The organism is Pseudomonas sp. PDM03, from assembly GCF_014852385.1.
Taxonomy (GTDB): Bacteria; Pseudomonadota; Gammaproteobacteria; order Pseudomonadales; family Pseudomonadaceae; genus Aquipseudomonas; species Aquipseudomonas migulae.
The window spans coordinates 102,746-128,901 of record NZ_JACVBM010000019.1 but is presented as its reverse complement, the minus strand read 5'-3'; the positions used below and the strand labels follow the sequence as shown (position 1 = coordinate 128,901).

The window sequence follows — 26,156 nt, the reverse complement described above, 5'->3', positions numbered from 1 at the left end:
CAGCCTGCTGGCGATGAGCCGGGGTCGCGCTCGACCGACTCGGTTTCACTGAAACACCCACAGACTTCATCATGCCTGCCAACCACTTCAACACCCACTGCCCCGATTGGGCGACTGCCCTGCTCAACGGCTTCAGCCAGATTTTCCTCCAGCGCCATCCGCTGTTTGGTCTGTTGTGCCTGCTCGCCATTCTATTCACCGCACCGGCCCTGCTCGGCGGCGCGTTGCTGGGCGGTGTCGCCGGTTTGCTCACCGCGCAACGTCGCCACTACGCCAAGGCCGATCGTCAGGCCGGGCTGTTCAGTTACAACGGTGTCCTGCTCGGTTTGCTGCTGAGCCTGTATTTCCCCTGGTCTGCGCTGTTGCCGCCGCTGATCATTGCTGCGGGTGGATTGAGTGCGATGCTCACTCAGCAGTGGCTCAAACGAATCCGGGTCAGCCAATACCTGCCGGCCTATACGGCGCCTTTCGTGGGATTGGGCTGGTTGCTGCTGTGCTTCGCCACCCCCTCGACGCAAGCGCATTTGATCGAAGTCAGTGCGTTGAACATGCTCCTCGCCCCCCTGAAAGGCCTCGGCCAGGTGATGTTCCTCGGTCATCCGCTGGCCGGTGCGATGATTGCCGTGGGTTTGCTGATCGCTGATCGCCGCGCATTCTACTGGGCGATGTTGGCGTCTGTCGCGGGCATGGGCTGGAGCCTGCTGCATCAAGACTTCTATAGCGCATTGATCGGCCTCGGTGGCTATAACGCCGTACTCACCGCCCTCGCCCTCAGCTCGCAGCGCCAGCAGCCGTGGCTGCCGCTGGTTGGCATCGCATCGGCGCTGTTGCTGACGCCGGTGTTTGCCGCCATCGGCCTGCCAACGCTGACCGCGCCGTTCATCCTCTCTTGCTGGCTGATCCGCACGGTTGTGCAAATGTTCGGCAAGACCACCGTCGCCGGTACGCCTTGCACTCTGGAGGAGAATCACCCTAGGCTGCGCTGATTCTCGATTCAGGCGTTTTCCATGGACAGCAACAAAAACTGGCGTGAAGACCTTTACGTCATGGTTTTCCAGAGCGACACCAAGGCCGGGCGGCGCTTCGACGGCATTCTGCTGTTGATCATCCTCGCCAGCATCGTCATCGTGATGCTCGACAGCATCGACGCGATTCATCAGAACTACGCCAATGTGCTGGCGTACATCGAGTGGGGCTTCACGGTCATTTTCGCCATCGAATATGGCCTGCGCCTGTACTGTTCGCCCAAGCCGCTGCGTTATGCCTTCAGCTTCTACGGGCTGGTGGATTTGCTGGCGATCGTACCCGGCATCCTTGCGCTGTATTACGCCGATGCGCAGTACCTGCTGATTATCCGGATCATCCGGATGCTGCGGATTTTCCGTGTGCTCAAGCTCAGTCCGTACCTCAAGCAAGCCAATTACCTGATGTTGGCGCTGCGTGGCAGCAAGCAGAAGATCGTGGTTTTTCTGGTCAGCGTCTGCACGCTCGTCACGGTGTTCGGCACGCTGATGTACGTGATCGAAGGCCCGGAGCATGGCTTCACCAGCATTCCAAAAGGCATCTACTGGGCTATCGTGACGCTGACCACCGTCGGCTTCGGCGACATCGTGCCGAAGACGCCCCTAGGCCAAGTGATTTCGTCGCTGGTGATGATCACGGGTTACTCGATCATCGCCGTGCCCACCGGGATTTTCACCGCCGAACTGGCCAACGCCATGCGTGGCGAACAGTTGCAACACGACTGCCCGGTGTGCAAGAAAAACAGCCACGAGCACGGCGCTGCATTTTGCTCGCGGTGCGGCAATGTGTTGTTCAAAAAACTGGAATAAGCAAAGTGCTTTTTAATCTTTAAAGGACTATACGAGCCCGGTTATAGTCGCTGGCAAATTGCCTCACATTTAAATTAGAACAAGGAATGCGCAGTGAAAAAACTCTTTGGCGCCTCACTTCTGGCCGCTGGCCTGGCATTGACCAGCGTGGCTCAGGCTGCACCGACCCTGCTCAACGTTTCCTACGACGTGATGCGCGATTTCTACAAGGACTACAACGCTGCCTTCCAGAAACACTGGCAAGCCGAACACAACGAAAACATCACCCTGCAGATGTCTTTCGGTGGTTCGAGCAAACAGGCGCGTTCCGTGATCGACGGCCTGCCGGCTGACGTCATCACCATGAACATGGCCACCGACATCAACGCCTTGGCAGACAACGGCAAACTGGTCCCGGACAACTGGGTCACCCTGCTGCCGAACCACAGCGCGCCGTTCACCTCGGCCACGGTGTTCATCGTCCGCAAAGGCAACCCGAAAGCCCTGAAAGACTGGCCGGATCTACTCAAGGACGGTGTGCAAGTAATCGTGCCGAACCCGAAAACCTCGGGCAACGGCCGCTACACCTACCTTTCGGCCTGGGGTTATGTGCTGAAGAACGGCGGTGACGAGAACAAGGCCAAGGCCTTCGTCGGCAAGCTGTTCAAGCAAGCACCGGTGCTGGATACCGGTGGCCGTGCGGCTACTACTACCTTCATGACCAACCAGCTCGGCGACGTGTTGGTGACTTTCGAAAACGAAGCAGAAATGATTGCCCGCGAGTTTGGCCGTGATCAGTTCGAAGTGATCTACCCAAGCGTCTCCGCTGAAGCCGAGCCGCCAGTGGCCGTGGTCGAAAAAGTGGTCGAGAAGAAAGGCACCCGCGCAGCGGCCGAGGAATACCTGAAGTACCTGTGGTCGCCGGAAGGTCAGGAAATTGCTGCGGCAAACTACCTGCGTCCGCGTGACCCGGCAGTACTGGCCAAGTACACCGACCGCTTCCCGAAAGTGGATTTCCTGTCGGTGGAGAAGACCTTCGGTGACTGGCGCACCGTGCAGAAGACGCACTTCAATGATGGTGGGATCTTTGATCAGATTTACGCTCAGTAAACGCTGATAGCCCAATGAAAAAGGCGACCTGAGAAGGTCGCCTTTTTTATTTTTGTGTTCGCTGAAGTCCCTTGTAGGAGTGAGCCTGCTCGCGATGGCGGTGTATCAGTCACCATCAATGTGAATGACCCACCGCCATCGCGAGCAGGCTCGCTCCCACAGGGACCGTGGTGTGCTGTTACATCGGCGGAGTGACGCCGTCCTTGCCGGCCGAGATGGATTGAGCGGTCAGCGTTCCATCCGCACTCTGGGTCACAAACGTCACGATCTTCACACCCACCTTCAGCAAGCTGCGATCCCCCGGCACCAGGTTCACGATCGGCACATCCTCCGGCACCAGGATCTTCTGCTGTCCGCCCTTGTAGTTGACGGTCAACACTCGACCATTACTGACCACCAGATCACCGACGCTGCCGTTGGTCATACTGCTGCCCTTGACCAGGTCGAAGGGTCGATGGCCGTCGCCACTACCGGCCAGCTCTGGTGGAAAGACATGGACTTCCAGCGCTTTGAGCGAGCCATCTTCCTGCGCAATGGCCGCCGAGCCGATGTAGCTGCCCGGTTTGATGTCTTCAATATTGGCCAGGGTGACGGCACGGATTTTGGTGTCCCTGGTCAGGTTGATGACCACGTTTTCGCCGCTGTTGACGTGGACCTTCACCACGTCAGGGCTGACCCCGGTGATCTCGCCGCGTACGCCGATGCGCATGCCCGGTGCGTCCGCTGCCTGGGCGAGGCTTGCCATGAACAATCCGATCAAAGTGCCGCGAATCAGGTAACGGAACATCGCGTTCATGAAAGTGCCTTCCGGTGATGAGTCGTAAGAGAGAACATAAGCACGCTATCGAACAAGATGTAAGTGAATGTATCATCGGATCTTGAAATTCAGGCGCAGGTTCCAGCGCCACTCATTCCGCAAAGGAATGATTGATATCACTCCAATCCCTCTTCCGCCGATTCGGCCTGCCACTTAGCCTTCACGCATTCCTTTCTGTTCAGCGAGACACGTTATGAACTCAGCGACTCAGGCGCCCCACGGCGCCGCGACAATGACCAAAGGCATGGTGCTGCTGTTTGCCTTCTGCTGCGGCGCCATCGTTGCCAACATTTACTACGCGCAACCGATCATCGGCCTGATCGCGCCCGACATCGGCCTGACCAGCACCATGGCCAGCCTGATCGTTTCGCTGACCCAGATTGGCTACGCGCTGGGCCTGTTCTTCCTGGTGCCGTTGGGTGACCTGCTGGAAAACCGCCGACTGATGATTATCACCACCGTGGTGGCGATTGCCAGTCTGTTGGGCGCCGCGTTCACCGATCAGCCGAATGTATTTCTGCTGATCTCGTTGCTGGTGGGGTTCAGCTCGGTGTCGGTACAGATCCTGATTCCACTGGCCGCGCACCTGGCACCGGAAGAATCTCGCGGTCGAGTGGTCGGCGGGATCATGGGTGGTTTGCTGCTAGGGATCCTGCTGGCGCGACCGGTATCCAGCGTCGTGGCTGACCACTTCGGCTGGCGGGCGATGTTTGTGATTGCGGCGGTGTTGATGGCGGCCATCAGCATCGTGCTGGCCGTCACGATCCCCAAACGCCAGCCTGATCACAGCGCCTCTTATGGCCAGTTACTCGGTTCGCTGTGGACGCTGCTGCGCCAGCAACCGGTATTGCGCCAGCGCGCGTTTTATCAGGGCTGCATGTTCGCCACGTTCAGCCTGTTCTGGACCGCCGTGCCGCTGGAGTTGGCGCGTAATCATGGCTTGTCGCAAACCCAGATCGCGATTTTCGCCCTGGTCGGCGCCATCGGAGCCATCGCCGCGCCCATCGCCGGTCGACTCGCCGATGCTGGCCACACCCGCATCGCTTCGCTGCTGGCGCTGCTGTTCGCCAGCCTGAGCTTCCTGCCAGCATTCATCCATCCGGCCTACAGCGTCATCGGCCTCGCCGTCACCGGCGTGGTGCTCGACTTCTGCGTACAGATGAACATGGTCCTCGGCCAACGGGCGGTCTACGCCCTCGACGCCAAAAGCCGCAGTCGCCTGAACGCGTTGTACATGACCAGCATCTTCATCGGCGGCGCGTTTGGCTCCTCGGTAGCCAGTGCGGTGTACGAGCATGGCGGCTGGTTGTGGATCGTGATTGTGGGTAGCGCGTTTCCGCTGTTGGCGTTGTTGCGGTTTTTGAGTGTTTCAGAGAAGCGTTCGCTGGCTACCGCTTAAGACGCCAAAAGCTTCGCGGGCAAGTCGGATCGCCGAATCGGCCAGGAAAGAAGAGCGGCTTTTGACATTGTGCTCGCGCATTTGCGGTTGACCAGTTCAAATGCCGCCTGACCTGCGGCATGTTTTGTTCAAGGAGTGTGCAATGACCCGACGTACTTTTCTCATCACCGGCGCCAGCAAAGGCATTGGCCGCGCGGTGGCCGAGCACCTGGACCGCGCCGGACACCGGGTGGTTGGCATCGCCCGCACCCCTGACCTGAGTTTTCCCGGCATCCTGTTTCCGCTGGATTTGAGCGACAGGGCACTCACCCAGCAAGTGCTGGCGGACCTGGCCGGGACTTACGAATTCGATGGGCTGGTCAACAACGTCGGCCTTGTACGCCCGCAAGTGTTGGGAGAAATTGACCTCGATACGTTCGATGACGTAATGCGGGTCAACCTGCATTCGGCGTTGCAGGCCACCCAGGCGCTGCTGCCGAACATGCGCGCCAAGGGTTGGGGTCGGGTGGTGAACATTTCCAGCCTGACGGTACTCGGGATTACTCACCGCACGGCGTACGCAGCGGCAAAAGCGGCGCTGATCAGCTTCACGCGCTCCTGGGCGCTGGAACTGGCACAAACCGGCGTGACGGTGAACGCCGTGGCACCGGGACCGACGGAAACGGAGCTGTTTCGCGCCAACAACCCGCCGGGAAGCGAGGGCGAGGCGCGTTATCTGGCCGGTGTGCCGATGGGGCGTCTGGGACAGCCGCAAGAGATTGCCGCGGCGATTGCATTTTTGCTGTCAGAACAGAGCGGGTTCATCACCGGCCAGACGCTCTTTGTAGACGGTGGTTCTTCAATAGGCAAAGCGGCGTTCTGACCCCCACCATCCCTTGTAGGGGTGAGCCGGCTCACTCCTACAATTCTGATCTTCACAAGGACTAAAGATGGACCGCTTGGCCGCAATGGAAACCTTCGTCTACGTGGTGGAAACCGGTTCGTTTTCCGCTGCCGCGCGACGGCTGAATATCGGCCAGCCCGCCGTGTCGAAAACCATCGCACAGCTGGAAGCACGGCTCGCGGTCCGGCTGCTGTTGCGCTCGACCCGAGGACTGACACCAACCGAAGCCGGGCTGGCGTTTTTCGAACGCGCCAAGCGTGCCATCGAAGAAGCCGATGAAGCTGACAATGAGGCTCGCGGTGCCGCCAACGGGCTGACAGGCAACCTGCGCATCTGCGCCGCCGTGACCTTCGGCCGGATGCACATCGTCCCGCACCTCGGGCCGTTTCTCGAGCAAAACCCTGAATTGACCATCGACCTGATGCTGGATGATCGCAACGTCAATCTGGTGGAAGAAGGGATCGACGTCGCCCTGCGCATGGGCACCTTGAGCGATTCGAACCTCACCGCGCGAAAAATCGCCGAATGCCGACGCGTGTTACTGGGTACGCCAGCGTACTTCGAACAACACGGCGAACCCGCCTGCCCTGCCGATCTGAGCCAGCATCAGGCGGTGATTTACACGCTGGCGGGCGGCGCTCTCTGGCCGTTCAAAAAGGCGGGTGAAGAACAAACCGTGACCGTCAACGGCAGGATTCGCGTCAGCGCCGCGGAAGGTCTGCGTGAAGCGGTGCTGGCCCATCAAGGTGTGACCATGGCGTCGGCGTGGATGTTTGCGCCGGAGCTGGCCAGCGGAGTGGTCAGGGAGGTAATGACGGAGTGGACGCTGCCGATTCAGGAACTCTGGGCGGTGTTTCCAACCGGGCGGATGGCCAGCGCCAAGGCTCGGGCGTTTGTGGAGTATGTGCAGAAACTGATGGCTGGTGTGGCGTGAAAAAGCGGTTTCCCTGTAATCCCGCATCGTCCGCAGGAGTGGCCGGTTGAAGTTTCTTCTGTCAACGATAGCAACCTCAAATACAACGCAATATTCAAAGGCCTCATCGCCAGCAAGCCGGCTCCTACAAAGTGGGCATCCGAACCCTCCTCAAGGTGCCAACGATAATTGCGAACTGACAAAACCCAGACAGCAAAACGGCGATCCGTAGATCGCCGTTTCCATTTACTGCCCGAATTGCCGTCCCAACCCACCGGGTACGCCATGGATGTCCGTGTCTTCCCATGGCCCGTTCGGGCTGATCGAGCGGCTCCAGCCGTTGTTCCAGCGGTAGTACGTGCGCTGGCGGTAGAAGGTGTTGGTCTGGTCATCGAGCACATATACGCCGAGCTTCTGATCCCAATGGCTGTTACCGCCCGGTGGCGGTGCGAAGCTGGCCGAGGTGCGTGGCAGCGGTTTGGCGGGTTTGGCCGGAATACTTGGCTTGCCTGGTGTCGGTGTCGTTGACGGTGTCGGGCGGGGCTGCGACGGCGGGATCGGTGGCAGCGACGTCGGCTCTGGGCGCTGGACCGCACACGCGCTTAACCCCAAAACCAGACTGAGCAGGGTAATACGAGCAATGGCGGTCATGGCGGTGGTTCCTGTTATTTGTCTGGGCTGTCGATGGTCAGTTTTTGCGCCGCGGTGGTGCTGGTGGCCAGAGGCTGGCTGCGACCGATCCATTCGCCGGCAGTCGGCTGGCCAGCACGTGAGATGCGCGCAACCAGTTGGACTTCAGGAAAGTTCGACAGTTTCAACTGCGGCATCATTGCGTCGGCATCGCCCAGTTCGACGGTCGCCGGCAAGTCAGCCACGGTCAGGCGTTTGGCGGCCAATGGTGCTGGAGGCCCCGAGGTGGCGCGGGCGAAAATGAACACGCTGTCACCCGGCTGAACCTTGGCCTTGAGCTCTGGCGCCAGATCGACGCTGACCTTGAGCAGCGCCGCAACCTTGGGCGCAGGCGCCTGGGCAACCTTGCCGCCGCTGGCTTCGAGTTTCTCGGTAGCCCGGGCAATACCGCCTTGCAGTGCAGCGCGGGAACCGTCTTCCGGTGGCAGTTGCACCAACAGGCGATTCCAGTAATCGATGGCGTCCTGATAATGCGCGCTTTCAAACGCGGCAATACCGAGCAGGCCAAGGCTGGTGACTTCCTTCGGATCGGCTTTCAGCGCTTCGTCGGTCAGGGCCTGAACCTTGTCCGACCACTTCTTGCCATCGGCGAAGTACTGGGCTTGCGCCCATTGGCCGAGCAGTTCCGGCTGACGACCGGCCAGGTTCACCGTGCGCTCGAAGATCTTCGCCGCGTCGGCGGGACGATCCTGCGCCATGTAAGTGCGACCCAGGAAGTACAGGCCTTCGGCCGAATCCGGTTGAGCAGCGACGGCGCGTTCCAGACGGCGGGTCATCTCTTCCATCGACTGCGGTGCCTGGGAGAATTCCCGGGTCAGTTCGACCTTGTCGCTGGCGCCGAAATGCAGGTAGAGCCCAAGCCCCAACACCGGCACCAGAATCGCCGCCAGCAATGGCCACGGTTTGCCCAGACGGGAAACGCGCGGCGCCTCGGTGCCTTCGGTGTCGGCGAGCAACTCACGAGCAGCTTCGGCGCGACCGGTTTCCAGTTGCGCAGCGTTGAGCACGCCCTCTTCCTGCTCGGCTTGCAACTCAGCCACGCGCTCTTGATACAGCGCGACGTTCAGGGCGGTACGATCCTCTTCAAGCTGGGCGCGGCGGCCACGCAGAACGGGGATCAGCAGAAAACTCAGGGCAACCAGAAGCAGCAGACCTGCAGCGAGCCAGAAATCAATCATTCTTGGTTTTATCCAACAGTTGATCGAGGCGCTCGCGCTCCTCGGCAGAAAGCTCATCCTTGGCATCAGCGCGTTGGACGCGACGGCGGCGGACGATCACGGCGATGATCACAAAACCGCCCAGCAGCAGGCCGGCGGGGCCGAACCAGAGCAAGGCAGTCTTGGCGTTGAGTGCGGGTTTGTAGCGGACGAAATCACCATAGCGATCGACCATGAAATCGATGATCTGCTGATTGTCCTTGCCCTCGCCCAGCATGCGGAAAATCTCTTTGCGCAGGTCGGCGGCGATCGGTGCGTTGGAATCGGCGATGTCCTGATTCTGGCACTTGGGGCAACGCAGCTCTTTGGTCAGCTCGCGAAAACGCTCGCGATCAGCTTCTTTGGCAAACTCATAGGTGTCGATGGCCGCGTGCGCCACGCCGGCCATGCTCAAACCCAATACAGCGGCAGCTATCCAACGCTTCATGGCTTGGCCTCGTCCACCAGCGCCTGATACTTGGCCGCCAGTTTTTCGCGCCAGACCTGCTCGTCGATCACGCCGACGAATTTGTCGCGGATGATGCCCTTGGCGTCGATGAAGAAGGTTTCCGGAGCGCCGTATACGCCGAGGTTCAGGCCCAGCGTGCCTTCGTCGTCACGGATGTCCAGTTGATAGGGGTTGTGGAACTCCACCAGCCACTTCAAGGCATCCGCATTGATGTCCTTGTAGTTGATGCCGTAGATCACCACGCCCTTCTCGGCCAGTTTGTTCAACACCGGGTGCTCGACCCGGCAGGAAATGCACCAGGTGCCCCACACGTTGACCAGCGCCGGTTTACCGAGAATATCTGCCTTGGTCAGGCTCTTGTCGCCCTGCACCGCGGGCAGGGAAAACTCCGGGAACGGCTTGCCGATCATTGCCGAAGGCAGCTCCGCCGGGTCCAGATAGAGCCCGCGATAAAGGAAAACAGCCACCACCAGAAAAATCGCCAGCGGCAACAGCATCAACCAACGTCTCATGCAGTCGCTCCCGTCATGCCCAATGCTTCACGCACGCGGCTTTTCACCTTGACCCGATAACGACGATCCAGCGCCGCCAGCAGCCCGCCCAAACCGGTCAGCAGACCGCCGAACCAGATCCAGCGCACGAACGGTTTGACGTGCACGCGCACGGCCCAGGCGCCATCACCCAGCGGCTCGCCGAGTGCGACATAGAGGTCGCGGGTGAATCCGGCGTCGATCCCGGCTTCAGTCATCACCGAGTTCTGCACGGTGTACAGGCGTTTTTCCGGGTGCAACACGCTGATTTCCTTGCCGTCGCGGATTACCCGTACGGTGCCTTTGTCGGAGGTGAAGTTCGGGCCTTCGAAGTGCTTGGCGCCTTCGAACACGAACTGATAACCGCCCAGGTCCATGGACTCGCCCGGTGCCAGGCGCAGGTCACGTTCGGCGCTGTTCTGGCTCGACAGCACGACACCGAGCGCGCACACGGCGATGCCCAAATGCGCAAGCTGCATGCCCCAATAGCTGCGAGTCAGGGTCGGCAGGCCTTTGATCAGGCCTTTGTGGCGGGTCTTGTCGAAAATGTCGCGGATACCGGCCAGCAACACCCAGGCGGCCAGCATGAACGTCGCGATCACTGCCCAGTTGAAATCGCCATAAGCGACGCCAGCCACCACGGCCAGCGCGGCGCTGCCGAGCAACACCGGGGTCAACATGCTCATCAGCCATTTGACCGGCGTGTCTTTCCAGCGCACCAGCATGCCAACCGCCATCACCACCATCAGCAACGCCATCAACGGAATGAACAGCGCGTTGAAATACGGCGGGCCTACGGACAGTTTTGCGCCGGTCATTGCATCGAGAATCAGCGGGTACAAGGTGCCGAGCAGGATCATCGACGCTGCTACCACCAGCACCAGGTTGTTACCCAGCAGCAAGGTTTCACGAGACCAGAGGTTGAAGCCGACATGGCTCTTCACCACCGGCGCGCGCAGGGCAAACAGCGTCAGCGAACCGCCCACCACGAACAGCAGGAAAATCAGGATGAACACGCCGCGCTCCGGATCGGAGGCAAAGGCGTGAACCGAGGTCAGCACGCCGGAACGCACCAGGAACGTACCCAGCAAGCTCAACGAGAACGCAGCGATGGCCAGCAACACGGTCCAGCTCTTGAACACGCCACGTTTTTCCGTGACCGCCAACGAGTGAATCAGCGCAGTGCCCACCAGCCAAGGCATGAAGGAGGCGTTTTCCACCGGGTCCCAGAACCACCAGCCGCCCCAGCCGAGTTCGTAGTAAGCCCACCACGAACCGAGCGTGATGCCGATACCGAGGAAGGCCCAGGCGACGATGGTCCATGGACGCGACCAACGCGCCCACGCCGCATCGAGACGACCGCCGAGCAATGCCGCGATGGCGAACGCGAAGGCCACGGAGAAACCGACGTAGCCCATGTACAGCATCGGCGGGTGAACGATCAGGCCGATGTCTTGCAGCAGCGGGTTGAGGTCACGACCGTCCGCCGGAATCTGCGGCAGAATCCGTGCAAACGGGTTGGAGGTAAGGATCAGGAACAGCAGGAAACCGGTGCTGATCATGCCCATCACCGCCAGCACCCGCGCCAGCATCACTTGCGGCAACTGCCGGGAGAACACCGACACGGCGAAGGTCCAGCCGCCGAGGATCAATGCCCACAACAGCAACGAACCTTCATGCGCGCCCCACACTGCACTGAACTTGTAGTACCACGGCAAGGCGCTGTTGGAGTTGCTGGCGACGTAGGCGACGGAGAAGTCGTCGGCCATGAATGCGTAGGTCAGGCAACCGAAAGCGAACAGCAGAAACGCGAACTGCCCCCAGGCGGCCGGCTGGGCCAGGCTCATCCACAAACGATCACCGCGCCAGGCACCGAGCAACGGCACCACGGCCTGAACCAGCGCGAAACACAGCGCCAGAATCATGGCCAGATGGCCGAGTTCGGGGATGAACAGCCCTGAACTATAAAGTGCAGACGTCATCGATCAACCCTCCTTCGCGGGCGTTGGAGCAGATTGACCACTGTCTTTCAAAGCCTTGGTCACTTCCGGCGGCATGTATTTCTCATCGTGCTTGGCCAGCACTTCGTCAGCCACCACCACGCCGTCGGCGTTCAGTTTGCCCAGCGCGACGATGCCCTGCCCTTCGCGGAACAGGTCCGGGAGGATGCCGCGGTAACTGATGGTCACGGACTTGTTGAAGTCGGTGACGATGAATTTCACGTCCAGCGAATCGCCGGAGCGTTGCAGCGACCCCTTCTCGACCATGCCGCCCGCACGGATACGCGTGTCTTGCGGCGCTTCGCCGTTGGCGATTTGCGTCGGGGTGTAAAACAGATTGATGTTCTGCTGCAGGGCGCTCAGGGCCAGACCGACGGCAGCGCCGACACCGACCAGGATCGCGAGAATGATGATAAGACGCTTTTTGCGCAGCGGATTCACTTGCCGTTCTCCCGGCGCAGACGACGCGCCTCTTGTTGCAGATACCGCTTGCGGGCCAGGATCGGCGCCGCCACGTTGAGGGCCAGCACTGCCAGGCTGATGCCGTAGGCTGACCAGACATACAGGCCGTGATGGCCCATGGCGAGGAAGTCGCCGAATGAAGCAAAAGTCATCGAGCGGCCTCCAGGCTGTTCTGCACTTCGGCTTTCACCCAACTGGCGCGGGGCTCGCGCTTGAGCACTTCAAGGCGCATGCGCAGCAGCAAAACCGCGCCGAAGAAACAGTAGAAACCCAGCACCGTCAGCAGCAATGGCAGCCACATTTCGACCGGCATCGCCGGTTTTTCGGTGAGGGTGAAGGTCGCGCCCTGATGCAGGGTGTTCCACCACTCCACCGAGTATTTGATGATCGGGATATTGATCACGCCGACAATCGCCAGCACCGCGCAGGCCTTGGCCGCGCTGTCACGATTGCTGATGGCGTTGCCCAGCGCAATGAGACCGAAGTACAGAAACAGCAGAATCAACATGGACGTAAGTCGTGCATCCCAGACCCACCACGAACCCCAGGTCGGTTTGCCCCAGATCGCGCCGGTGACCAGCGCCACGGCGGTCATCCAGGCACCGATGGGCGCCGCGCATTGCAGGGCGACGTCGGCCAGTTTCATTTTCCACACCAGCCCGACGATGCCGCACACCGCCAGCATCACGTAGACGGACTGCGCCAGCATGGCGGCGGGAACGTGGATATAGATGATGCGAAAGCTGTTGCCTTGCTGGTAGTCCGGCGGCGCGAAGGCCAGGCCCCAAACGACACCAATGCTGATCAGCAGCAACGCTCCGATGCTCAGCCACGGCAGCAGTTTGCCGCTGATGCCGTAAAACCATTTGGGTGAGCCGAGCTTATGAAACCAGGTCCAGTTCATTACTGTTTCCATCACGGTTGCTGCTCGCCATCACGAGCAGCCTAGGGTCTTTACTGGTTAAAATTTAACCAGACCTCATTATTCGCCGACGCTGATCTTCAGGCCAGCAGCTATTGCAAAAGGTGTCAGGGTTATCGCCAGGGCGGTCAGGCTACCAAGCCACAGGAGATAACCGATCGCCGGCATGCCCTGCAATGCCGCCTGCAAGGCGCCACTGCCGAGAATCAACACCGGGATGTACAACGGCAGAATCAGCAGGGCCAGCAACAAGCCGCCCCGCTTCAAGCCTACCGTCAGGGCCGCGCCCACCGCACCGAGCAGGCTCAGCACCGGTGTACCCAGCAACAGGGAAAGCAGCAACACGGGCAGACAGGCGGTGGGTAAACCGAGCATCAACGCCAGCAGTGGAGCGAGCAAAACCAGTGCCAGACCAGAGAAGGCCCAGTGTGCCAGTACCTTGGCCAAAACCAGAAGAGGCAGGGGGTGCGGCGAAAGGACCCACTGCTCAAGGGAACCGTCTTCGAAATCACTGCGGAAAAGCCCGTCCAGCGAGAGCAAAACCGATAAAAGGGCGGCCACCCAGACCAGTCCCGGAGACAAGGTTTGCAACAATTGAGACTCGGGACCGACCGCCAACGGGAACAGCGAAACCACGATCGCGAAGAACACCAACGGATTGGCCAATTCCGCCGGACGGCGGAACAACAAGCGAGCCTCACGGGCGACCAACAGGCCGAAAACACTCATACGGCCCAATTCCCCAGATCAATGTCGCGATAGCCGGTCGGCATTCGACTCAGCGTATGGTGCGTGGTCAGTACCACCATGCCGCCACGCTCACAGTGCGCGGCCAGGTGTTCTTCGAGTTGCGCCACGCCTTGCTTGTCGAGCGCAGTGAACGGCTCGTCGAGGATCCACAGCGGCGGGCTGTCCAGATACAACCGCGCCAGGGCCACGCGGCGCTGCTGACCGGCGGACAGGGTGTGGCACGGAACATCTTCAAAACCGCGCAGTCCGACAGCAGCAAGCGCTGCCCAAATGGCTTCATGGGAGGCCGGTTGATGCAGCGCGCAGAGCCAGCTGAGGTTTTCTTCGGGGGTCAGCAGATCCTTGATGCCCGCGGCATGACCGATCCACAGCAGATTGCGCGCCAGTTCGCTGCGTTGTTCGTTCAGCGGCTGGCCATTGAGCAGCACTTGACCGGCGGTCGGTTGCATCAGACCCGAAAGCAAACGCAAAAGGCTGGTTTTGCCACTGCCGTTGGGGCCGCTGATTTGCAACATTTCGCCACTGGCCAGTCTCAATTCGAGATTTTCGAAGAGCAGTCGAAGGTCTCGCTCACAGGCAAGGGCAACGGTTTGCAGGACTGGACTGGTCAAGAGATCACGGGCCTTTACGGTTCAAGTCGGCGGCGGTGCGGCCGCTAAAGAGATGCAGCATAGATGCATTGGCGGCCTGTTCTAGAGAGCTGCGTCAATCAATTGCAATGTTTTCGCCACTCTCCGAAAGACGGGCGGCATTATACATGCCATGCCCTACTCTAAAGAGGGCAATTTCCTCAGGTTGTGACCGCGTATGACAGGCGAAATGAACATCCTCCCGCTACCACCGACCACGCCCGCGACGTCGCGACCGCAGGTGGTGAGTGGCGAACTGCTCAAGCTGCTGACGCCGATGGAGGGCCTGATTACCGTCGGGCAGACCGCCAAAGCCGAAGTGCTGTCGCTGAAGCAGGCGGATCAGTCCTTTCAACTGCTGCTCAAGGTCACCCTTGAAAGCGGCCGTCAGACCACGGTTCAGGCCACCAGCAGCCAACCGCTGCCACAGGGCACGAACCTGGCAATTACCCAGCCATCGGCCGGCAACCTCGCCGTGACGGTGCAACAAGCCATTGCCTCCAGCGTCGCCACCCTCACCCGCATCGACACCACACAACTGCCGGTGGGCACCCTGCTGCAAGGCAAAGTGCTGACCTCCCAGGTGCTGCCGCAAGTGCCGGGCCAGCCGACGGTGTTTCGTTCGATGGTGAGCTTGCTCAATACGGCGCTGAGCGGCAGCACCCTGAACATCGACAGCCCGACGCCGCTGCGCATCGGCACTTTGCTGAGCGCGCTGGTGCAAGACACCCAGACCCTGAAATTCGTCCCGTTGAGCAGCCGCCAGGAGCAACTGGCCGTCACCCAGCAACTGGTCAGCCAACAGAGCCGCCAGGGCTCGCTGGACGGATTACTGAAACTGCTGCAAAACCTGCCAGCCTCGAATCAGACATCCAGCGACCTGCGTATCGCCGTGGACAAGTTGCTCGCCGGCCTGCCGGACGTGCAACAACTCAGCACGCCAAAAGGCCTGGCCCAGGCGCTGGCCAATAGCGGGCTGTTCCTTGAGGCGAAACTGCTCGCCGGGACGAATCCGACGCTGGCACCGGACATGAAAGGTGATTTGCTGAAGTTGATCGCGCAACTGACACCGGGGTTGCCGGCCAACACCAATCTCAATGCGATCATCGCTGCCAACACGTTGGCCCAGACCATGCCTAGCTTTGTGCGTAGCGCCCTGGGCATGCTCGGCCAGGTCAGCGCCAAACCGCAGCCGACCAGTTTTCCTTTGCCGGAACGCTTCCTGCAGAGCGCGGACGGCGAAGGTGATCTGGAGCACTTGCTGCGTCTGGCGGCAGCGGCGGTTTCACGCCTGCAAAGCCATCAACTGTCGAGCCTGGAGCAAACCGGCGTTACGGACGACGGTCGGCTGATGAGCACCTGGCAGCTGGAAATCCCGATGCGCAATATGCAGGACATTGTGCCGCTGCAGGTCAAGTTCCAGCGCGAGGAAGCGCCGGAGAAAGAACAACCCAATGAACGCCGTGACGAACGCGAGCCCAAGCAACAACTGTGGCGCGTCGAGTTGGCGTTCGACATGGAGCCGTTGGGGCCGTTGCAGATTCAGGCGCAGTTGATCAACGGCAGCCTGTCCAGCCAGCTGTGGGCCGAGCGGCCGTACACCGCGAGTCTGATCGAGAGCAATCTTGTCGGGCTGCGCGAACGCTTGCTGGCATCTGGCCTGAATGTCGGTGATCTCGATTGCCACCTTGGCACACCGCCGCAAGGTCCTCAAACCCGTCTGGAACAACGTTGGGTCGACGAAACCGCATGAGAAATCCCGATACTCCACGCCAGGCCATCGCCCTCAAATACGACGGCACCCACGCCCCTACCCTCACGGCCAAGGGCGACGAAGAACTGGCGGAAGAAATCCTCAAGATTGCCCGCGATTATGAAGTACCGATCTACGAAAACGCCGAGCTGGTGAAATTGCTCGCGAGGATGGAGCTTGGGGACAGTATTCCGGAGGAGTTGTACCGCACGATCGCCGAGATCATTGCGTTTGCCTGGAACCTGAAAGGCAAGTTTCCGGCGGGGCATGACCCGAGTGCACCGATGATCGAGAAGGACATCACCGATCGCGGGGATGATTACTGAGGATTCGAAGACGCTATCGCCAGCAAGCCGGCTCCTACAGTTTTTTGTGGTGTAGCACGAACCTGTGAACACCACTGACCTGTAGGAGCCGGCTTGCCGGCGAAGCGGCCTTGAGTCTTGCAGCGCCCTTTCGGACGCCATCGCTGGCAAGCCAGCGCCTACAAAATCGCCGTCGTGTGAAAAGTCCGGGAACACACCAAACCCTGTAGGAGCCGGCTTGCCGGCGAAGCGGCCTTGAGTCTTGCAGCGCCCTTTCGGACGCCATCGCCAGCAAGCCGGCTACTACAAAAGCGTTGTCAGTTCTTGTGCAGCTTGCTCATCAACTCCGCCTCAGCCTGGGTCAAGCCGCAGGACTGAGTCAGTTCATCGACGCTCGCGCCCATTCCGACCAGGCGTGCTGCCTGGGCAAACGACAGGCTCGACGGGTCGCGCTGTTCAAGCTGAGCCAGCTTGTCCGGCAACGGCCCGACTACCGCGCGCAGCTCGTGCAGGTCTTCACCCATGCGCACGCTGCCGTTCTGGTAGTTGTCGACGCGTTTGCCCAGGTCCTTGATGCGCTGATCGCGCAGCGCATCGCCCTCGGCCTGTTGCGCGGCGATATGCCGCTGACCGCGAATGTACGCCAGAAACATTGCCAGCGTGCCTGCCCAGAAGAGGAACAGGACAATGACCGCAACCTCAAGAATCAATCAGATACTCTCCAGTTCCGACCATTCTTCTTCGCTCATCATCTTGTCCAGCTCGACCAGGATCAGCAATTCGTTGTTCTTGTTGCACACGCCTTGAATGAACTTGGCGGACTCTTCGTTACCCACGTTCGGCGCGGTTTCGATTTCCGACTGACGCAGGTAAACCACTTCAGCCACGCTGTCGACCATGATCCCGACCACTTGCTTGTCGGCTTCGATGATGACGATCCGGGTGTTGTCGCTGATCTCGGCATTCATCAGGCCGAAGCGCTGACGGGTGTCGATCACGGTCACCACATTGCCGCGCAGGTTGATGATGCCCAGCACGTAGCTCGGGGCACCCGGGACCGGGGCGATTTCGGTGTAGCGCAGGACTTCCTGAACGCGCATCACGTTGATGCCGTAGGTTTCATTGTCCAGCTTGAAGGTTACCCATTGCAGGATCGGATCTTCGGAACCTTTTGCAGACGACGCCTTATCATTCATACCCTGACCCCTCGAAAAACCGCCCTAGCGGTGTGTGTTCAGTGCGATGGCAAGTCACTTGCCCCGCGTGTTTTTTATGTCGGTTTGTGGGACGGCTTGCCGCCGCCCATGTGCTTCGCCCCACCGCTGGCGATCAGCTCGGCCAGTTCGGAAACGTCGAGCAACGCACACATGTGTTCAATCACCGTGCCCGCCAGCCATGGCCGTTGACCCCGGTGGGTGCGCCATTTGATTTCGTTCGGGTCCAGACGCAACGAGCGGCTGACCTGATGCACTGCCAGCCCCCACTCGTAGCCCTGAACCGAAATAACGTATTGCAGGCCCTGACGGAAGTCATCGCGATAGCGGTCGGGCATGACCCAACGGGCGGTATCGAGCACTTTCAGGTTGCCGGCCTGGCTCGGCAGGATTCCGAGGAACCATTCCGGCTGACCGAACAGCGGTGTCAGTTCCTGACCGGCCAGGGAATAAATCGAGCCCAGGCACACCAGCGGCACCGCCAGGGTCAACCCGGCGACATCGAACAACAGGCATTCGAACGGTTCGGCGGCCCACGCGGGACGGCCGTCGGTTTCCACTGGCGGCGGCGTGTTGCTCGGCGGCAGATGGACTTCGACGATCGGCGGCACGAGCGCTTGCAACTGCGGTGCTGTCGGCGGTACCAGCTCTTGCAGCAGCGGAGCGGTCGGCGGAACCAGCGCTTGCAGCAGCGGTGCGATGGTCGATACCGGCGCCAGAGCCGGCGCTTCCATCAGCGCCACCGGGGCTTTCACCACAGGTGCGGTGAGCGGCGCGGCAACGACTGGCGGTTTCTCGGCCGGCTTCTGCGCATCGCGCGCCTGCTCTTCAAGCACCGCGGCCTGGAATTCGTCCAGCGCCGCTTCAACCTCGACCACCTCGGGAATCGCTTCGATTTCCGGCGGCAACTCTTCGGTCGCGTCCATCAACAAGCTGTCCAGATAGGACTGGAGCGCAAGTTGCGGACGGGAAGTGATTTTTACCGGGCGATTCATTTCACGCCACCTGCGCAACGGATTGCTGCGTCAGCAAGTGCTTGAGCAGCGCGCGATAGGCCAGCACGCCGCGGCTCTTGCCGTCGAATTGCGAAGGCGTCACGCCGGCACGGCTGGCGTCGCGCAAACGCGTATCGACCGGGATGTAGCCTTGCCAGATTTCTTCCGGATACTTGTCGCGCAACACCCGCAAGGTCCCGAGCGACGCCTGCGTGCGCCGGTCGAACAGGGTCGGCACGATGTTGAATGCCAATGGCTGCTTGCGCGAACGGTTGATCATCGCCAGCGTATTGACCATGCGCTCCAGGCCTTTGACCGCCAGGTGCTCGGTCTGCACCGGAATCACCAATTGCTGACTGGCCGCCAAGGCATTGACCATCAGCACACCGAGCAACGGCGGGCTGTCGATCACCGCGTAATCGAAGTCCTGCCACAATTGCGCCAGGCTCTTGGCAATCACCAGGCCCAAACCACTCTGCCCCGGCGACTGGCGCTCAAGCGTCGCCAGCGCGGTGCTCGACGGCAACAGGGAAATACTCGCGTGACTGGTGGGCAACAGCAACTGACCGGGCAAGCCTTGCGGCACGCTGCCCCGGTGCAGGAACAGGTCGTAGCTGCTGTGTTCCAGGCTGTCGGGGTCGTAACCGAAGTAGCTGGTCATCGAGCCGTGGGGATCGAGATCGACCACGACCACGCGCTTGCCCGCCTCAGCCAGCAACCCGGCTAAAGCGATAGAGGAAGTGGTTTTACCAACACCACCCTTTTGATTGGCAACGGCCCAGACTCTCATTCGGATTGTTCCTCCCGGTCGATTCGACCGGGAAATAGCTCAACGTGTTAATGCGGGTGACGGAGAATTGACGGCGCTCTCTCGTCCCGGCGACTTGACTGGTGCAGGTGCAGTTTGTGTGCCAGCACGCTTCAACGCGGCATCCGGTTGCGCATGAGCGGTTCCGGTGCCAGTGAGACTGCGACGGACATCAAGATTTCGTGACACCACCAACACCACACGACGGTTGCGCGCACGGCCTTCGGCGGTCGCGTTGTTGGCCACCGGCTGGAATTCGCCGTAACCCACCGACGCCAAACGACCAGGATTTACCCCCTGCATCGCCAGCATCCGCACGATGCTCGCCGAACGGGCCGAGGACAGCTCCCAGTTGGTCGGGTATTGCGCGGTGCGGATCGGTTGATCGTCGGTGAAACCTTCGACGTGAATCGGGTTGTCGAACGGCCTCAGGATCACTGCGACCTTATCGATGATGTTGAACGCCATGTCGCTGGGCATGGCATCGCCGCTGCCGAACAACAGGCTGGAATTGAGTTCGATCTCGACCCACAGCTCGTTGCCGCGAACGGTCATCTGGTTGGAGCTGATCAAGTCGCCGAACGCGGCGCTGATGTCATCGGCAATGCTTTTCAGCGGGTCGCTGGCACCGGCGATGCCGGCGTCGACCTGTTCGCTGTCCTTGACCAGCGGCTTGGCCGGGGTCACGGTTTTCGGACGCTCTTCACCGATAGGGATCGGCTGGAGCGAACGATCCGAATCGGTGAACACGCCGATCAACGCTTGCGAGATGATCTTGTACTTGCCTTCGTTGATCGAAGAGATCGAGTACATCACCACGAAAAAGGCGAACAGCAACGTAATGAAGTCGGCATAGGAAACGAGCCAGCGTTCATGGTTTACGTGTTCTTCAGGTTGGCGACGGCGTGCCATGGTCCATGTCTCCCATCAATCCATGAAGCCCTGAAGCTTCAACTCAATAGAGCGAGGGTTTTCACCTTCGGCGATCGACAGGATGCCTTCCAGCAACATTTCGCGATAACGCGACTGACGCAATGCAACGGATTTGAGTTTGGCGGCAATCGGCAACAGCACCAGGTTGGCACTGGCGACACCGTAGATGGTGGCGACGAAGGCCACGGCGATGCCGCTGCCCAGTTGCGACGGATCGGCCAGGTTGCCCATGACATGGATCAGGCCCATCACCGCACCGATGATGCCGATGGTCGGCGCGTAGCCGCCCATGCTTTCGAAGACTTTGGCGGCTTCGATGTCGCGGCTTTCCTGGGTGTAGAAATCCACTTCCAGAATGCTGCGAATCGCTTCCGGCTCGGCACCGTCCACCAGCAGTTGCAGGCCTTTGCGCGAGTAGGCGTCGGGTTCGGCGTCGGCGATACCTTCCAGACCGAGCAGACCTTCCTTGCGGGCGGTCAGGCTCCAGTTCACCACGCGGTCGACGCCGCCGGCCAGGTCCACGCGTGGCGGGAACAGGATCCAGCCAACAATCTGCATGGCGCGCTTGAACGCGCTCATCGGCGATTGCAGCAGCGCCGCGCCAACAGTCCCGCCAAGCACGATCAACGCTGCCGGACCGTTGGCCAGCGCGCCGAGATGGCCGCCTTCAAGGAAGTTGCCACCGATGATGGCGACGAACGCCATGATGATCCCGATAAGGCTGAGTACGTCCATCAGATGCACGCCTCGACCAGGTGCTTGCCAATGTCGTCGAGACCGTACACCGCATCGGCGAGTTCGGCTTTGACGATGGCCATCGGCATGCCGTAGATCACGCAACTGGCTTCGTCCTGAGCCCAGATCGAGCTGCCGCCCTGCTTGAGCAGGCGCGCGCCTTCACGACCGTCGGCACCCATGCCGGTCAGTACCACCGCCAGAACTTTGTCACCGTAGGACTTGGCGGCCGAACCGAACGTGATGTCCACACACGGCTTGTAGTTCAGACGTTCGTCGCCCGGCAGGATTTTCACCGCGCCACGGCCGTCGATCATCATTTGCTTGCCACCTGGCGCCAGCAGCGCCAGGCCCGGACGCAGGATGTCGCCATCCTCGGCTTCCTTGACGCTGATGCGGCAGAGCTTGTCCAGACGCTCGGCGAACGCCTTGGTGAAGGCGGCCGGCATGTGCTGGATCAACACGATCGGGGCCGGGAAATTGGCCGGCAACTGGGTCAGAACCCGTTGCAGGGCAACCGGGCCGCCCGTGGACGTGCCGATGGCAACCAGTTTGTAGGCTTTGCGTTTCGGCGCTGGCGACGATGGGCTGGCTGCGAATGTGCGAGCCGGGATCGGTGCGGGGGCCGGACGAGCAGGTGCGCTGCTGCCATAACTGCCGATGGTGGAAGGCGCAGGTGTCGGTGCGGGTGCAGCGACCGGTGCCGGCGCGCTGTAGGCGCTGACACGACGGTTACTGCGCGAGATGCTGAGAATCTTCTCGCACAGCAGTTGCTTGACCTTCTCGGGATTGCGCGAGATGTCTTCGAAATTCTTCGGCAGGAAATCCACCGCGCCGGCGTCCAGCGCGTCCAGGGTGACCCGGGCGCCTTCGTGCGTCAGCGAGGAGAACATCAACACCGGCGTCGGGCAGCGCTGCATGATGTGCCGCACTGCCGTGATGCCATCCATCATCGGCATCTCGTAGTCCATGGTGATCACGTCCGGCTTGAGGGCCAGTGCCTGATCGATCGCCTCTTTTCCGTTGGTCGCCGTACCGACGACCTGGATATTCGAATCCGCTGAAAGAATTTCCGAGACGCGGCGGCGGAAAAACCCCGAATCGTCCACCACCAGGACTTTGACTACCATAAACACTCCGTTAGGCGGGGGCGAGGCTTCGTCGCCCCGCTCCCCCAGAATCAAATACGCCGTGCGGCGTAACGCTTGAGCATGCTCGGAACATCGAGAATCAGCGCAATGCGACCGTCACCGGTGATGGTGGCGCCCGACATGCCCGGGGTTCCCTGGAGCATTTTGCCCAATGGCTTGATGACCACTTCTTCCTGGCCGACCAGTTGATCGACAACGAAGCCGATCCGCTGGGTGCCCACCGAAAGGATCACCACATGGCCTTCGCGCTGCTCTTCGTGAGCGGCGGAGCTGACCAGCCAGCGCTTGAGGTAGAACAGTGGCAGCGCCTTGTCCCGCACGATCACCACTTCCTGGCCGTCCACCACGTTGGTGGTCGACAGGTCGAGGTGGAAGATCTCGTTGACGTTCACCAGCGGGAACGCAAACGCCTGGTTGCCGAGCATGACCATCAGCGTCGGCATGATCGCCAGGGTCAACGGGACCTTGATGACGATCTTCGAGCCCTTGCCCTTGGTCGAGTAGATATTGATGGTGCCGTTGAGCTGGGCGATCTTGGTTTTCACCACGTCCATGCCCACGCCACGACCCGACACGTCGGAGATCTCGGTCTTGGTCGAGAAACCCGGTGCGAAGATCAGGTTGAAGCAGTCGGACTCGCTGAGGCGGTCCGCCGCATCCTTGTCCATCAAACCTTTCTTCACCGCGATGCCGCGCAACACGTCGGCGTCCATGCCCTTGCCGTCATCGGAGATGGACAGCAGGATGTGGTCGCCTTCCTGTTCAGCGGACAAAATCACTTTGCCGCTGCGCGGTTTGCCCATCGCTTCGCGATCGGCCGGCTCTTCGATACCGTGGTCGACCGAGTTGCGCACCAAGTGGACCAGCGGGTCGGCCAGGGCCTCGACAAGGTTTTTGTCGAGGTCGGTTTCTTCGCCGACCAATTCCAGGTTGATCTCTTTCTTGAGCTGGCGAGCCAAGTCGCGAACCAGACGCGGGAAGCGCCCGAAGACTTTCTTGATCGGTTGCATCCGGGTCTTCATGACCGCGGTTTGCAAGTCGGCCGTGACCACGTCGAGGTTCGACACGGCTTTGGACATGGCTTCATCAGCGCTGTTGGCACCCAGGCGAACCAGGCGGTTACGCACCAGTACCAGCTCGCCGACCATGTTCATGATTTCGTCGAGACGCGCGGTGTCGACCCGCACGGTGGTCTCGGCTTCGCTGGCCGGTTTTTCCGCAGGCGGCGCGGCCGCTGCACGGGCAGGCGCCGGTGCAGCAGCGGCGGCAGGTTTCGGTGCAGCGGCGGTAGCAGGCTTCGCTGCTTCGGCTTTTGGTTCGGGCGCCTTGGCGACAGGTGCCGGGGCCTTGGCGACGGGCGTTGCTACCGAAGAGGCGGCGGAACCGGTGCCGACTTCAGTGAACTTGCCTTTGCCATGCAATTCGTCGAGCAGCGATTCGAACTCGTGATCCGAGATCAGATCGCCGCCAGCCGCTGCTGCGGTTGGCGCAGCCGGGGTCGGTACCGAGGCAATGGCCGATTCCAGCGCATCGACCGCAAAGTTGCCCTTGCCGTGCAGCTGATCGAGCAGTGCTTCGAACTCGTCGTCGGTAATGTCGGAACTGTCACCTGGCGCTTTCGGCGCAGCCGGTGCGGCAGGCGCAGCGGGTGTTGCCACCGCGTCGACGGCGAACTGGCCTTTGCCGTGCAACTGATCGAGCAATGACTCGAACTCGGCATCGGTGATTTCATCGCTGGTCGCGGCATCGCCGGCCGGCAGCGCAACAGCGGCCGGGGCCTCAGCCTGAGCCTTGACGGCGTTCAGCGAGTCCAGCAGTTGTTCGAATTCGTTATCGGTGATGTCGCCTGATTCGGCTTCGGCAGCCGGCTCTTCCACCACTTCAGCCACAGGTGCGGCTTGATCGGCGGTTTGCGGCTCGGCCAGACGGGCCAGGGCCGCAAGCAATTCTGGCGTGGCGGCCGTTATCGGGCCACGCTCGCGGACTTCGCTGAACATGCTGTTCACCGCGTCCAGCGCTTCGAGAACCACGTCCATCAATTCCGAGTCGACGCGACGTTCACCCTTGCGCAGGATGTCAAACACGTTCTCGGCGATGTGACAGCACTCCACCAGCTCGTTGAGCTGGAGGAAGCCGGCGCCCCCTTTTACAGTGTGAAAACCGCGAAAAATTGCATTGAGCAAGTCCGCATCATCCGGTCGGCTTTCAAGCTCGACCAGCTGTTCGGACAGTTGCTCTAGAATCTCGCCGGCCTCAACCAGGAAATCCTGAAGGATCTCTTCATCGGCGCCGAAGCTCATTAAGGGGGTGCTCCTAAGGTCTAAAAACCTAAAAAACCTAAAATGCTAAAACTCTAGAATCCCAGGCTGGATAACAAATCGTCCACATCGTCCTGACCGGACACAACATCTTCTCTTTTATCGGCATGAATCTGCGGACCTTCACCCTGAGAGAGATGTTTTTGCGGATCTTTTTCTGCAAGCATCGCTTCACGGTCATGTTCGATGCCCGCAAAGCGGTCCACCTGACTGGCCATAAGCACGAGCTTGAGCAGGTTGCTTTCAACTTCGGTGACCAATTGGGTCACACGCTTGATCACCTGACCGGTGAGGTCCTGGTAATCCTGAGCGAGCAGAATGTCGTTGAGGTTGCTCGACACCGCGCGGTTGTCCACGCTGCTGCGTGTCAGGAAACCATCGACACGCCGTGCCAGTTCACGAAACTCCTCAGCCCCGACTTCGCGACGCATGAACCGCCCCCAGTCCGTGCTCAGCGCCTGAGCTTCATCGCTCAGGCTGTTGACCAGCGGCGTGGAGTTTTCGACCAGATCCATGGTGCGGTTGGCTGCGGCCTCTGTCAGCTTGACAACGTAACCCAGACGCTCGGTGGCATCTGTGATCTGGGACACTTCCTCGGCTTGCGGCATGTGCGGGTCAATCTGAAAATTGACGATCGCACTGTGCAGCTCGCGGGTGAGCTTGCCCACTTCCTGATACAGGCCGCGGTCACGGGTCTGGTTGAGCTCATGGATCAGTTGCACAGCGTCACCGAACCTGCCTTTTTCAAGGCTTTCGACCAGTTCGACCGCGTGTTTTTTCAGGGTCGATTCAAAATCGCCCTGTGAAGATTCGTTTTGGTCCATAGCTTCCCCGTGGCGCAGTTTCTCAACCGATGCGTTCGAAAATCTTCTCGATTTTTTCTTTCAACGCCTGGGCCGTGAAGGGTTTGACCACATAGCCGTTTACGCCGGCCTGGGCCGCTTCGATGATCTGCTCGCGCTTGGCTTCAGCGGTCACCATCAGCACTGGCAGGTGCTTGAGCTTTTCATCGGCGCGCACGTGGCGCAGCAGATCGATACCGGTCATGCCAGGCATGTTCCAGTCCGTTACCAGAAAGTCGATGCTTCCGCTGTTGAGAACCGGAATGGCAGTAATGCCATCGTCGGCCTCGACCGTGTTGGTGAACCCAAGGTCACGCAACAGGTTTTTTATGATCCGCCGCATCGTTGAGAAGTCATCAACGATGAGGATTTTCATGTTCTTGTCCAATTCGACCTCCAAGCAGTCTTAAACGCGCCCAGCACCTGGACGCGCCATTTCAATCAATCCGGCAAAGCACTCAATGACTGTCTGGAGCACAACAGATCGAGACCGGCGCAGTTCAACACCACACCAGCCAAGT

Annotated in this window: 29 protein-coding genes; 8 read left to right on the top strand and 21 right to left on the bottom strand. The window is 60.4% G+C overall.

Annotation, left to right across the window (positions count from 1 at the left end; translation table 11 throughout):
• The first annotated feature begins 71 nt into the window (after positions 1-71).
• The 3 genes from IB254_RS23295 (at position 72) to IB254_RS23285 (ending at position 2,921) form a co-directional block, all read left to right on the top strand.
• Positions 72-986: an urea transporter gene (locus IB254_RS23295; RefSeq protein WP_192419653.1), complete on the top strand. Its 915-nt coding sequence runs from the start codon at positions 72-74 to the stop codon at positions 984-986.
• A gap of 21 nt (positions 987-1,007) precedes the next feature.
• The gene (locus tag IB254_RS23290; RefSeq protein ID WP_192419651.1) at positions 1,008-1,832 is read left to right on the top strand and encodes an ion transporter; all 825 of its coding nucleotides are present in this window, start codon (positions 1,008-1,010) and stop codon (positions 1,830-1,832) included.
• A gap of 93 nt (positions 1,833-1,925) precedes the next feature.
• Positions 1,926-2,921, top strand: a complete 996-nt coding sequence (locus IB254_RS23285; RefSeq protein ID WP_192419649.1) for a sulfate ABC transporter substrate-binding protein — start codon at positions 1,926-1,928, stop codon at positions 2,919-2,921.
• A gap of 178 nt (positions 2,922-3,099) precedes the next feature.
• On the opposite strand, the gene IB254_RS23280 is transcribed toward IB254_RS23285, so the two are convergent.
• Positions 3,100-3,717, bottom strand: a complete 618-nt coding sequence (locus IB254_RS23280; protein ID WP_192419648.1) for a hypothetical protein — start codon at positions 3,715-3,717, stop codon at positions 3,100-3,102.
• A 214-nt stretch (positions 3,718-3,931) separates the two neighbouring features.
• On the opposite strand from IB254_RS23280, the gene IB254_RS23275 reads away from it, so the two are divergent.
• From IB254_RS23275 to IB254_RS23265, 3 genes are all read left to right on the top strand, one after another.
• Positions 3,932-5,137: an MFS transporter gene (locus IB254_RS23275; RefSeq protein WP_008026793.1), complete on the top strand. Its 1,206-nt coding sequence runs from the start codon at positions 3,932-3,934 to the stop codon at positions 5,135-5,137.
• Between the two features lie 142 nt (positions 5,138-5,279).
• Positions 5,280-5,999 carry an SDR family oxidoreductase gene (locus tag IB254_RS23270; protein WP_192419646.1) on the top strand — a complete coding sequence of 240 codons (720 nt, stop codon included), beginning with the start codon at positions 5,280-5,282 and terminating at the stop codon, positions 5,997-5,999.
• A 67-nt stretch (positions 6,000-6,066) separates the two neighbouring features.
• Positions 6,067-6,954 carry a LysR family transcriptional regulator gene (locus IB254_RS23265; protein ID WP_192419644.1) on the top strand — a complete coding sequence of 296 codons (888 nt, stop codon included), beginning with the start codon at positions 6,067-6,069 and terminating at the stop codon, positions 6,952-6,954.
• A gap of 225 nt (positions 6,955-7,179) precedes the next feature.
• On the opposite strand, the gene IB254_RS23260 is transcribed toward IB254_RS23265, so the two are convergent.
• From IB254_RS23260 to ccmA, 10 genes are all read right to left on the bottom strand, one after another.
• Entirely contained in the window at positions 7,180-7,584 is a 405-nt protein-coding gene (locus tag IB254_RS23260; RefSeq protein WP_008026806.1) for a hypothetical protein, read from the bottom strand.
• A gap of 14 nt (positions 7,585-7,598) precedes the next feature.
• On the bottom strand, positions 7,599-8,801 hold the full coding sequence (gene ccmI / locus IB254_RS23255) for a c-type cytochrome biogenesis protein CcmI (RefSeq protein ID WP_192419642.1): 1,203 nt from the start codon (positions 8,799-8,801) through the stop codon (positions 7,599-7,601).
• Complete coding sequence (locus tag IB254_RS23250) at positions 8,794-9,267, bottom strand: cytochrome c-type biogenesis protein (RefSeq protein WP_192419640.1); 474 nt, start codon at positions 9,265-9,267, stop codon at positions 8,794-8,796. Before IB254_RS23250 ends, ccmI begins: the two co-directional genes overlap by 8 nt.
• Entirely contained in the window at positions 9,264-9,800 is a 537-nt protein-coding gene (locus tag IB254_RS23245; protein WP_008026814.1) for a DsbE family thiol:disulfide interchange protein, read from the bottom strand. Before IB254_RS23245 ends, IB254_RS23250 begins: the two co-directional genes overlap by 4 nt.
• Positions 9,797-11,800, bottom strand: coding sequence for a heme lyase CcmF/NrfE family subunit (locus tag IB254_RS23240; protein WP_192419638.1), 2,004 nt, complete (start codon positions 11,798-11,800; stop codon positions 9,797-9,799). The genes IB254_RS23245 and IB254_RS23240 overlap by 4 nt, the downstream gene beginning before the upstream one ends.
• A gap of 3 nt (positions 11,801-11,803) precedes the next feature.
• On the bottom strand, positions 11,804-12,259 hold the full coding sequence (gene ccmE / locus IB254_RS23235; RefSeq protein WP_008026817.1) for a cytochrome c maturation protein CcmE: 456 nt from the start codon (positions 12,257-12,259) through the stop codon (positions 11,804-11,806).
• The gene (gene ccmD / locus IB254_RS23230; RefSeq protein ID WP_008026820.1) at positions 12,256-12,432 is read right to left on the bottom strand and encodes a heme exporter protein CcmD; all 177 of its coding nucleotides are present in this window, start codon (positions 12,430-12,432) and stop codon (positions 12,256-12,258) included. The genes ccmE and ccmD overlap by 4 nt, the downstream gene beginning before the upstream one ends.
• Positions 12,429-13,184, bottom strand: coding sequence for a heme ABC transporter permease (locus IB254_RS23225; RefSeq protein ID WP_192419636.1), 756 nt, complete (start codon positions 13,182-13,184; stop codon positions 12,429-12,431). The genes ccmD and IB254_RS23225 overlap by 4 nt, the downstream gene beginning before the upstream one ends.
• Positions 13,185-13,262: 78 nt before the next feature.
• On the bottom strand, positions 13,263-13,931 hold the full coding sequence (gene ccmB, locus IB254_RS23220; RefSeq protein WP_008026823.1) for a heme exporter protein CcmB: 669 nt from the start codon (positions 13,929-13,931) through the stop codon (positions 13,263-13,265).
• Positions 13,928-14,563, bottom strand: coding sequence for a cytochrome c biogenesis heme-transporting ATPase CcmA (ccmA, locus tag IB254_RS23215; protein WP_008026825.1), 636 nt, complete (start codon positions 14,561-14,563; stop codon positions 13,928-13,930). Before ccmA ends, ccmB begins: the two co-directional genes overlap by 4 nt.
• 196 nt (positions 14,564-14,759) lie before the next feature.
• Here ccmA and IB254_RS23210 point away from each other — a divergent pair, with 196 nt between their 5' ends.
• The gene (locus tag IB254_RS23210) at positions 14,760-16,334 is read left to right on the top strand and encodes a flagellar hook-length control protein FliK (RefSeq protein WP_192419634.1); all 1,575 of its coding nucleotides are present in this window, start codon (positions 14,760-14,762) and stop codon (positions 16,332-16,334) included.
• Positions 16,331-16,660 (top strand): EscU/YscU/HrcU family type III secretion system export apparatus switch protein, encoded by a 330-nt coding sequence (locus IB254_RS23205; RefSeq protein ID WP_008026830.1) that lies wholly within the window; start codon positions 16,331-16,333, stop codon positions 16,658-16,660. The genes IB254_RS23210 and IB254_RS23205 overlap by 4 nt, the downstream gene beginning before the upstream one ends.
• Positions 16,661-16,956: 296 nt before the next feature.
• On the opposite strand, the gene IB254_RS23200 is transcribed toward IB254_RS23205, so the two are convergent.
• The 10 genes from IB254_RS23200 to IB254_RS23155 form a co-directional block, all read right to left on the bottom strand.
• Positions 16,957-17,349 carry a DUF2802 domain-containing protein gene (locus tag IB254_RS23200; protein WP_192419632.1) on the bottom strand — a complete coding sequence of 131 codons (393 nt, stop codon included), beginning with the start codon at positions 17,347-17,349 and terminating at the stop codon, positions 16,957-16,959.
• Positions 17,350-17,835 (bottom strand): chemotaxis protein CheW, encoded by a 486-nt coding sequence (locus IB254_RS23195; RefSeq protein WP_008024622.1) that lies wholly within the window; start codon positions 17,833-17,835, stop codon positions 17,350-17,352.
• A 74-nt stretch (positions 17,836-17,909) separates the two neighbouring features.
• Positions 17,910-18,848: a CheW domain-containing protein gene (locus IB254_RS23190; RefSeq protein ID WP_192419631.1), complete on the bottom strand. Its 939-nt coding sequence runs from the start codon at positions 18,846-18,848 to the stop codon at positions 17,910-17,912.
• A gap of 1 nt (position 18,849) precedes the next feature.
• A complete protein-coding gene (locus IB254_RS23185; protein WP_008039835.1) occupies positions 18,850-19,638 on the bottom strand; it encodes a ParA family protein in 789 nt (262 codons plus the stop codon).
• Between the two features lie 39 nt (positions 19,639-19,677).
• The gene (motD, locus tag IB254_RS23180; RefSeq protein ID WP_008024618.1) at positions 19,678-20,568 is read right to left on the bottom strand and encodes a flagellar motor protein MotD; all 891 of its coding nucleotides are present in this window, start codon (positions 20,566-20,568) and stop codon (positions 19,678-19,680) included.
• Between the two features lie 15 nt (positions 20,569-20,583).
• Positions 20,584-21,324, bottom strand: a complete 741-nt coding sequence (locus tag IB254_RS23175; RefSeq protein WP_008024616.1) for a flagellar motor protein — start codon at positions 21,322-21,324, stop codon at positions 20,584-20,586.
• The gene (locus IB254_RS23170; RefSeq protein WP_192419629.1) at positions 21,324-22,454 is read right to left on the bottom strand and encodes a protein-glutamate methylesterase/protein-glutamine glutaminase; all 1,131 of its coding nucleotides are present in this window, start codon (positions 22,452-22,454) and stop codon (positions 21,324-21,326) included. Before IB254_RS23170 ends, IB254_RS23175 begins: the two co-directional genes overlap by 1 nt.
• Before the next feature lie 50 nt (positions 22,455-22,504).
• Positions 22,505-24,775 (bottom strand): chemotaxis protein CheA, encoded by a 2,271-nt coding sequence (locus IB254_RS23165; protein WP_192419627.1) that lies wholly within the window; start codon positions 24,773-24,775, stop codon positions 22,505-22,507.
• Between the two features lie 53 nt (positions 24,776-24,828).
• On the bottom strand, positions 24,829-25,617 hold the full coding sequence (locus IB254_RS23160; RefSeq protein WP_192419625.1) for a protein phosphatase CheZ: 789 nt from the start codon (positions 25,615-25,617) through the stop codon (positions 24,829-24,831).
• A gap of 22 nt (positions 25,618-25,639) precedes the next feature.
• Entirely contained in the window at positions 25,640-26,011 is a 372-nt protein-coding gene (locus tag IB254_RS23155; RefSeq protein ID WP_008006721.1) for a chemotaxis response regulator CheY, read from the bottom strand.
• Between the last annotated feature and the right edge of the window lie 145 nt (positions 26,012-26,156).